Annotated in this window: 7 protein-coding genes and 1 pseudogene; 3 read left to right on the top strand and 5 right to left on the bottom strand. The window is 70.1% G+C overall.

The features are described from left to right. Positions 1–461: 461 nt before the first annotated feature. Together parC and recO are read right to left on the bottom strand one after the other, a co-directional pair. Positions 462–2,708, bottom strand: coding sequence for a DNA topoisomerase IV subunit A (parC, locus tag MKK69_RS13085; RefSeq protein WP_243968336.1), 2,247 nt, complete (start codon positions 2,706–2,708; stop codon positions 462–464). Between the two features lie 166 nt (positions 2,709–2,874). Further along, the gene (gene recO / locus MKK69_RS13080; protein WP_243968339.1) at positions 2,875–3,594 is read right to left on the bottom strand and encodes a DNA repair protein RecO; all 720 of its coding nucleotides are present in this window, start codon (positions 3,592–3,594) and stop codon (positions 2,875–2,877) included. A 181-nt stretch (positions 3,595–3,775) separates the two neighbouring features. Here recO and MKK69_RS13075 point away from each other — a divergent pair, with 181 nt between their 5' ends. Next, on the top strand, positions 3,776–4,183 hold the full coding sequence (locus MKK69_RS13075) for a hypothetical protein (RefSeq protein WP_243968334.1): 408 nt from the start codon (positions 3,776–3,778) through the stop codon (positions 4,181–4,183). 28 nt (positions 4,184–4,211) lie between these two features. Then, positions 4,212–4,898, top strand: a complete 687-nt coding sequence (locus MKK69_RS13070) for a gamma-glutamylcyclotransferase (RefSeq protein WP_243968337.1) — start codon at positions 4,212–4,214, stop codon at positions 4,896–4,898. 3 nt (positions 4,899–4,901) lie between these two features. On the opposite strand, the gene MKK69_RS13065 is transcribed toward MKK69_RS13070, so the two are convergent. Continuing rightward, on the bottom strand, positions 4,902–5,045 hold the full coding sequence (locus MKK69_RS13065; RefSeq protein ID WP_243968333.1) for a hypothetical protein: 144 nt from the start codon (positions 5,043–5,045) through the stop codon (positions 4,902–4,904). A 377-nt stretch (positions 5,046–5,422) separates the two neighbouring features. Here MKK69_RS13065 and MKK69_RS13060 point away from each other — a divergent pair, with 377 nt between their 5' ends. Next, entirely contained in the window at positions 5,423–6,052 is a 630-nt protein-coding gene (locus MKK69_RS13060; RefSeq protein ID WP_243968332.1) for a hypothetical protein, read from the top strand. A 39-nt stretch (positions 6,053–6,091) separates the two neighbouring features. Here the strand turns inward: MKK69_RS13060 and MKK69_RS13055 are convergent, their stop codons facing one another. Further along, complete coding sequence (locus MKK69_RS13055; RefSeq protein WP_243968331.1) at positions 6,092–7,006, bottom strand: manganese catalase family protein; 915 nt, start codon at positions 7,004–7,006, stop codon at positions 6,092–6,094. 392 nt (positions 7,007–7,398) lie between these two features. Then, positions 7,399–7,569, bottom strand: a pseudogene (locus MKK69_RS13050) (porin family protein); the annotation flags it as partial.

Below are 7,569 nucleotides of genomic sequence, written 5' to 3'. Positions count from 1 at the left end.
TCGCACTGAGACGGGGTCTGTCCCACCCGCGCCCTCATCGCCTGACGGATCTACACTTCGCCTTTGGGATCCTCGTCCGGCTGCCGAGTATGGCATTCCGGAACTGCCACGCGCGCACCCTCCCCCCTCTGCGGGGGAGGGTGGCCCCTGCGTCAGCAGGGGTCGGGCCGGGACGAAGTCCCGCACGAGGGGAACCCGGTGTCCGGAAGGGGCGCGACCTTCACATAGCGCAGAGCTATGTTCTGCACCGTTGCTCCCCTCTCCCGACCCCCTTCGGGGGCCACCCTCCCCCGCAAAGGGGGGAGGGAGACGCGCGAATCCGGCCTCGTCGAATGAAGATGTGTGAACATTGAGCCCTCATCCTGAGGTGCCGCAGCGGAGCGGAGGCCTCGAAGGAGGCCTCCAGCCAGCCCGTCAGCAATGAGGGGGCCGGTCGGAAGCCCGTCACAATCTCACTTCGCTCAGCGCCCGAACCGCTCGAACTTCGGAAAACTGCGCGCCATCATCAGCCCGACCTCGGCGCGGTGGCCGAGCCACTTCTCCAGCACCGCCGCGTTGGCGAGCCGCCCTTCGGCCGAGCCGTCCTGCCAGGGCAGGCCGTCGGCCAGCTTGAACACGTGCGCGTCGAGCAGCCCGCCGCTGCGGCAGCGCTGGAGGCGGACGCCCTTGCCCCGGGCGAGCTCGGCCACCTCGGAGACCGGGAAGACCAGCAGCAGTTTCTCCGTGTTGACCACCGCGACATGGTCGCCGTCCGCCGGCACCAGCACGGCCGCGGTGGCGTCGCCGTCGAGGCCGAGCACGCTCTTGCCCTTGCGGGTGTTGGCCACCAGCGCGTCGGCCGGCGCCATGAAGCCGCGCCCGTCCGAGCCTGCGATCAGCAGCTTGGTCTCCGGCCGGTAGGGCAGAGCCGCCACGATCTCGGTGCCGTCGTCGAGGTCGGCCATCAGCCGCACCGGGTCGCCGAAGCCGCGCCCGCCCGGCAGCTTCGAGGCCTCCAGGGTGAAGACCTTGCCGTTCGTGGCGAGCAGCAGGATTTTTTGGGTGGTCTCGGTGGGGAAGGCGATCTTCAGGCTGTCGTCGCCCTTGAACGCCACCCCCGAGAGGTCGGCGACGTGGCCCTTGAGCGCCCGGATCCAGCCCTTGGTGGAGACGATCACGGTGATCGGCTCGCGCTCCACCAGCGCTGCCGTGAAGTCGATGCCGCCGACATCCGGCGGGCTCGCCAGCGTCGTGCGGCGCTTGCCCAGCTTGGTCTCGGGCCCGAACGTCTTCTTCACGGCGCGGATCTGCGCCTGGATCGTCTTCCACTGCGCCGGCTCGGAGGCGAGCAGATCATCGATCTCGGCCTTCTCGGCGGTGAGCGCCTCGAACTCGCGCTTCAGCTCCATCTCCTCCAGCTTGCGCAGGGAGCGCAGGCGGGTGTCGAGGATCGCGTTGGCCTGGAGTTCGGTCAGCTCGAACCGGGCCATGAGGGCGGCCTTGGGCTCGTCCTCCTCGCGGATGATCCGGATCACCTCGTCGAGGTCGAGATAGACGATCAGCAGGCCGCCCAGGATCTCCAGGCGGCGGTCGATCTGGCCGAGGCGGTAGCGCGAGCGGCGCTGCAGCACCACGCGGCGGTGGTCGACCCATTCCCGCAGGCACTCGACGAGCCCGATCACCTTCGGCACGAGGCCGCCGACCAGGACGTTGAGGTTGAGCGGGATCCGGGCCTCCAGCTCGGTGAGCCGGAACAGCGATTCCATCAGGATCACCGGATCGACCGTGCGCGAGCGCGGCTCCAGCACCACGCGCACGTCCTCGGCCGATTCGTCGCGCACGTCGGCCAAGAGCGGCAGCTTCTTCTCCTGGAGAAGTTCGGCCATCTTCTCGATCAGCCGCCCCTTCGGGATGCCGTAGGGGATCTCGGTGACGACGATGTTCCAGGTGCCGCGGCCGAGATCCTCCTTGGTCCAGCGGGCGCGGACCCGGAAGGCGCCGCGGCCGGTCCGGTAGGCCTCGGCGATCGACTCGGCCGAATCGACCAGGATGCCCCCCGTGGGGAAGTCCGGCCCCTGCACGAATTTGGCGAGATGCGCCGAGGTCGCCTCGGGATGGTTGATCAGGTAGAGCGCCGCGTCGCACAGCTCGGCGGCGTTGTGCGGCGGGATCGAGGTCGCCATGCCGACCGCGATGCCCTGGCTGCCGTTGGCCAGCAGGTTCGGGAAGGCCGCCGGCAGAACGACCGGCTCCTCCTTTTCGCCGTTGTAGGAGGGCCGGAAATCGACCGTGTCCTCGTCGATCCCGTCGAGGAGCAGGCGGGCGACCTCGGTGAGCCGGGCCTCGGTGTAGCGGTAGGCGGCGGGGCCGTCGCCGTCGATGTTGCCGAAATTGCCCTGCCCGTCGACCAGCGGGTAGCGCTGGGCGAAGTCCTGGGAGAGCCGGACCAGGGCGTCGTAGATCGCCTGGTCGCCGTGCGGGTGGAAGTCGCCCATCACGTCGCCGACGATCTTGGCGCATTTCTTGTGCGCCGTATTCGGATCGAGGCGCAGCAGCCGCATCCCGTAGAGGATCCGCCGGTGCACGGGCTTCAGCCCATCGCGGGCATCCGGCAGGGCCCGGTGCATGATCGTGGACAGGGCGTAGGCGAGGTAGCGCTCTTCGAGCGCGGATTTCAGCTCGACGCTCTCGATCCCGTCGCCGGATGGCGGCTCGAAGGGCTGGCCCATGACGGCTCCTCAATGCAACGTTTCGAACGCCCGGCGTTTCGCCCCCGGGGCCGTGCGGCGAGGCCCAGATGACGGATCCGCCGCGGTCACCCGCCGGCGTGGCGGATCTGAAGGCGGGGCTTGGCCGGAATGCCCCGGCCGAACGGGTTCGAACAGAACAGGAACATTACCCGGCCTCGCAGCCGAGTGCAACGAATCGCGCCCGCTCCTCGGGGGGGGCGAGGCCGCGCGGGCCCCAGACGTGCCGGTCGAGGAAGTACCCCGTCAAGGTAAACCCTTGGGCAACGCCGTCCGGCCCCGGCGATCCGCCCGCGTGCAGGAAGGTGGGGAGGGCGAGCAGCCGATCGCGAAAAGGCTCGCCGGCCGAGGCGCTCACCGCCCGGCCGCTCCGGGGCGACACGTAGGCCAGGGCGTCATTGCCGCCGGTGGCGGCGCAGGCGGTCAGGTCGAGGCCGAAGCCGAGCTCCGACAGGATCTCCAGCTCGAAGCGCACCATCAGGGGCGGCGCGATGGCCGGATCGTCGAGGTGCTCGACCAGGATCCCGGCCGCCGCATAGAGGGCCGGGTGCGGGTCGCGCTCGGGGAGGAGCCGCAGCAGGGCCGCCAGGTGGCCGATCCCGTAGAGGGCGAGCCCCGACCCGATCAGGCGCGAGACCTGCGAGTCGAGGGGCTCCACCGCGTAGGCGCCGAGACCCTCGTCGAGGCGCGCCCGCCAGGTCAGCCGGACCCGGTTGCCGGGCTGGAGCACCGGCTGCATCCGGCGCGAGCGCCCGCCATGCACGAGCCCGAGATGGCGCCCGTGCGCCTCGGTCATCGCCTCCAGGATGACGCCGCTCTCCCCGTGCCGGCGTGAGCCCAGCACCAGCGCGTCGTCGGTCCATTGCATCGGGGTCACATCACCGGCGGGCAGGATCGGGATCGCGGCCTCCGTGAGCCGCGTCGAGGCCGTCATATAAGATGCTGTTGCCCGGATCCCGAGCCGTGGTCGGGATCCGTGAGGCCCGGCGGCCGTGCCGCCTTTGCGCGGCCGGCGGGGGGCGGTAGCTTGGCCGCGGAGAATCGCCCGCATGCCGTCTCGCGCCGTCCTGGCTCTCGCCGCCCTGATGATCACCTCGGCCGCCGCGCTGGCCGCCCCCAAGGCGACGAAGCCGCCCGCCGCCGAGGACGCGCCCTCCCCGGCCCTGAAGGCGCGGATCGCCGCCCTAGCCGTGAGGCAGGTCGAATTCGGTTCGGTCTCGCTGCTGCCGGTGCGGTTCGAGGGCAGCCGGCTCGCCGGCCCGGTCGCGGATGGCGGCCGGACGATCTACTGCGTGTCGAGCCGGATGAGCGGCCGGACCTTCGGCAAGCCCGAGCGGCCCAAGGCGGTGATGCGCTACCAGGCCGACCGGCTGGAGGTGATCGACGACGACGAGGTCTGCACCGGCCATCGCAGCCAACCCTTCCCGGAACTGGACACGCTCGGCAACGCCCGGTGAGCCGGCCGCGTTGACCGCCATGTCCCCGATGCCGGCACGCACCCTCGACCTCAGCCTCGACCTGATCGCCCGCGCCCATTCCGTCCCGGTGCCCGATGATCCGAGCGCCCTCGACCTCCTGAGCGACGCGGAACTGCGCCCGGGGCTGGAGGCGATCGTCGCGGGGCGCGCGGGCCGCGATATCTGGGTCTTCGCCTACGGCTCCCTGATGTGGCGCCCGGAATTCCCCGTGGCCGAGCGCCGGATCGGGACCGTGCGCGGCTTCCACCGGCGATTCTGCCTGCTCCAACGCCGGTTCCGCGGAACGCCGGAGCGGCCGGGCTTCGTCCTGGCGCTCGACCGCGGCGGCCTGTGCCGGGGCGTCGCGTTCCGCCTGCCCGGGACGGAGATCCGCACGGCGCTGATGCCGGTCTGGCGGCGGGAGATGCGCGGCCGGGGCTACGTCGCCCGCTGGCTGCCGGTGCAGACCGAGGCCGGGACCGTCCCGGCGCTGACCTTCCTGGCCAACCGCGCCAGCGAGCGCTACGCCGGCCGCCTCTCCGACGCCGAGATCGCGGAAAAAATCGCCGTCGCCTGCGGGCATGCCGGCCCGAGCGCCGAGTACCTGTTCCGCACCGTCGAGGCCTGCGAGCGGCTCGGCATCCGCGACCGGCACCTGTGGAGCCTCCAGGCCCTGGTGGCCGCCCGGCTCAAGGCCTGCGCGGCGCCGGCCTGACCTTCACGACCAGGCCCGCTTCATCGCGATCACCACGCGGCCACCCGCCTGCTCGGTATCCGGGTTGCGCGGCTCGCGGATGCCCGGCGCACGCCCGGTCGTGACGTAGACGACCAGGGTCAGGGCAAGGAGGATCTTGATGCGCATCGCGACGCTCAGGGTTGAGCGGGCGTGCATAGGATCGATCGGTTTGTACGGAGTTTCCGCCGGGCTCACAGGTTGCGGTTGTGGGCCGTTCCCGCGAGCATGGTGAACGAACGGTTGCGGCCGGGCCGCGATCGTCTGGAGCATCATCCCGAAAGGTGGTTTCCGGCTTTCGGAAACAGATGATGCCGAACCGGAGACCGCGCGCATCATCCCGAAAGGTGGTTTTCAGCTTTCGGAAAAATGATGCGGAATCAAGGACCTACGGCATCGTACCGAGTCCGATTGTCGGGACGGTGCTGGAGCGCATCGTCCTGGTTCCGATGTCCAGGGCGATGCGCTATGCCGCCGGCCCGGGTTTCCCACGGGTGGAGGACAGGATGCGGCTCAGGATCGGCGTGGCTCTGGCGATTCTGGGGGTTGCGGTCGCTGTGCTCGTGGCGGGTCCCTGGCCGCACGGCGTCCGGCTCTCGGACGTCCTGACCGGTGGCACCCCCGTCCTGCCCGATGGGTCGCGGCCGGTGGCGGGATCCATGGAACTCTCCGGCCATGCCACCTTCGGCGCCGGCCAGCATCCGGCCACCCTGCGGCTCGCCTGCGATCCGGCCGGATCCGGCCTGTCGGCGGTGCTGACGGTCCCGCACTTCGCGGCAGCGGCGGAGGGCTTCGATGTCGCCGGCCTGGAGGGGGACGGACATGCGGCGCCGCTCACCGGCATCCTGGTGGCGAATGCCGGCGGCGTCCGGTCCGTGCGGATGCCGGCGCAGGGCGCAGAAACACGGGATCCCGACACGGGCTTCAGCCTGACGGTGGCTGGCGCCCGCCGGGGCGAGGATCCCCTGCGCGGCGTCACCCTCGCCCTGACCCAGGCCGGCACGCGGCTGACCTGGACACAGGCGAGCCCGCGCGCCGGGGATCAGACCCTGACGGCGGGTTTTTCGGTCGCGGACAGTGACGCGGCGGCGCTGAGGACGGCGCTCGGCGGCTGCCTCGCGGTGCCGCCGCTTTAGGGGGCGTAGCCGGGTCCGGCGTCGCCGGACCCGCGGTGATCAGCGCCCCTTCTTGTAGAGCTTGCTGGCGATCTCGAAGATCTCCTCCGGCGCGTAATCCGGCGCGAAGGCGCCGTAATTGCCGTCGAGTTCCGGGATCTTGCCGCCCTCGGGATAGCCGTCGACCACTTCGAGGTTGCCCGGCGGGTCCCCCGGCAGCGCCACCTCGTCGTTCGACCAGACGCCGGCGGCTTCCTGGTAATCCGCCTCGCTGAAGGTGTAGAGGCGCCGGTGCTTGCCCTCGTCGAGATACTTCTGACACTCGGGCACCCGCGACAGGTCGATGTTCGGGGTCGGCAGCATCTTCTCGATCTCGACGCCGGTCAGCTTCTTCAACGCCAGCGCGTAGGCGTGGGCGTGCAGGGATCCGCGCACCAGCAGGTAGGCGCAGACTTCCCGGCCGGTCGGCTCGATCATGGTCTCGTAGACCCGCAGCTTGTGGATGCGCGCGCCGCATTCCAAGTGGAAGTTGTGCAGCAGGTCGATGATCAGGTTCCCGGTCGTCGTCACCATGTCCATGTTCCAGGACGCGGCGTTGGCGTTCATCGGCATCGCGCCGCCGCCATTCGCCAGGAAGCTGCCGGCGAGGCGGACATCCTGCATCTCGGCGAAGGGCGCCTTGGAGATGTCGACGTCCTTGGCCGGGTTGCCCGGGCCGTTGTTCAGCATAGCGATGCCGGTCGAGACCAGCTCGACATGGCCGATTTCCTCGGCAAAAATGCTCGACACGAGGCTGTAGAATGGCCGCAGCTTGGTCTTGTTGCGGAAATTGAAGCTCTGGAACATGTAGTTCCCGAGGGTCGACATCTCGCCATACTTGCCACCGAGCAGTTCCTGCAGGGCGGCGGCTGCGTTGGGCTCCGGCTTCTTCGGCTCCGGCAGATCCGTCAGCAGGCGGTCGATCTTCATGAACATGCGGAAAGCTCCGTTTGCGCGAGACGCGCATAGGGCTTACCGGCGAGGCCGCCACATGTTCCGGTTGTAACCGTCGATCTTCGCCCCCGGGGCCGGTCCATGACGCCGCGGCGGCCGGGGCCCGACGCGGCGCAGCCGTGCGGATTTCCATGATGGCGCGGACCGCCGGAAGCCCGCCAACCTCAACGACGATCGCCCGCAAGCCATCGCCCTCCGGGCCTCGGCCCCGAAACCCCAGGCGGTCGGAGGCGCGGGCGTCGGCCAAAAACAAACCACGCGGCGCGCGTTCGGCGCGCCGCGTGGTTCGGGTGGTCACTCGGCAGCGTTCCGAACCGACCCTGCCGAACAAGCGGCAAGGTCGGGCCGTCAGTCACTGCCCTCGCTGTCGGATCTCAGTACGAGCCGAACTTGTAGTTCAGGCCGGCGCGGATGACGGCGAACTCGTCGGAGCGGCGGCCGAGGGTGTTGTACGCCACCGGGAAGTTGGTGGCGGCGTTGATGACGAACGCGCCCTGGTTGCGGGTGTTGCGGTCGAGGTTGACGTACAGGCCTTCGACCTTGAG

Source organism: Methylobacterium sp. J-026 (assembly GCF_022829585.1).
Taxonomy (GTDB): Bacteria; Pseudomonadota; Alphaproteobacteria; order Rhizobiales; family Beijerinckiaceae; genus Methylobacterium.
This window is presented reverse-complemented; position numbering and strand designations above follow the sequence as displayed.

Bases quoted from the DNA above. Each gene is read 5' to 3' on its own strand.
- parC (WP_243968336.1), bottom strand. From the start codon at position 2,708: ATGGGCCAGCCCTTCGAGCCGCCATCCGGCGACGGGATCGAGAGCGTC.
- recO (WP_243968339.1), bottom strand. From the start codon at position 3,594: ATGCAATGGACCGACGACGCGCTGGTGCTGGGCTCACGCCGGCACGGG.
- MKK69_RS13075 (WP_243968334.1), top strand. From the start codon at position 3,776: ATGCCGTCTCGCGCCGTCCTGGCTCTCGCCGCCCTGATGATCACCTCG.
- MKK69_RS13070 (WP_243968337.1), top strand. From the start codon at position 4,212: ATGCCGGCACGCACCCTCGACCTCAGCCTCGACCTGATCGCCCGCGCC.
- MKK69_RS13065 (WP_243968333.1), bottom strand. From the start codon at position 5,045: ATGCGCATCAAGATCCTCCTTGCCCTGACCCTGGTCGTCTACGTCACG.
- MKK69_RS13060 (WP_243968332.1), top strand. From the start codon at position 5,423: ATGCGGCTCAGGATCGGCGTGGCTCTGGCGATTCTGGGGGTTGCGGTC.
- MKK69_RS13055 (WP_243968331.1), bottom strand. From the start codon at position 7,006: ATGTTCATGAAGATCGACCGCCTGCTGACGGATCTGCCGGAGCCGAAG.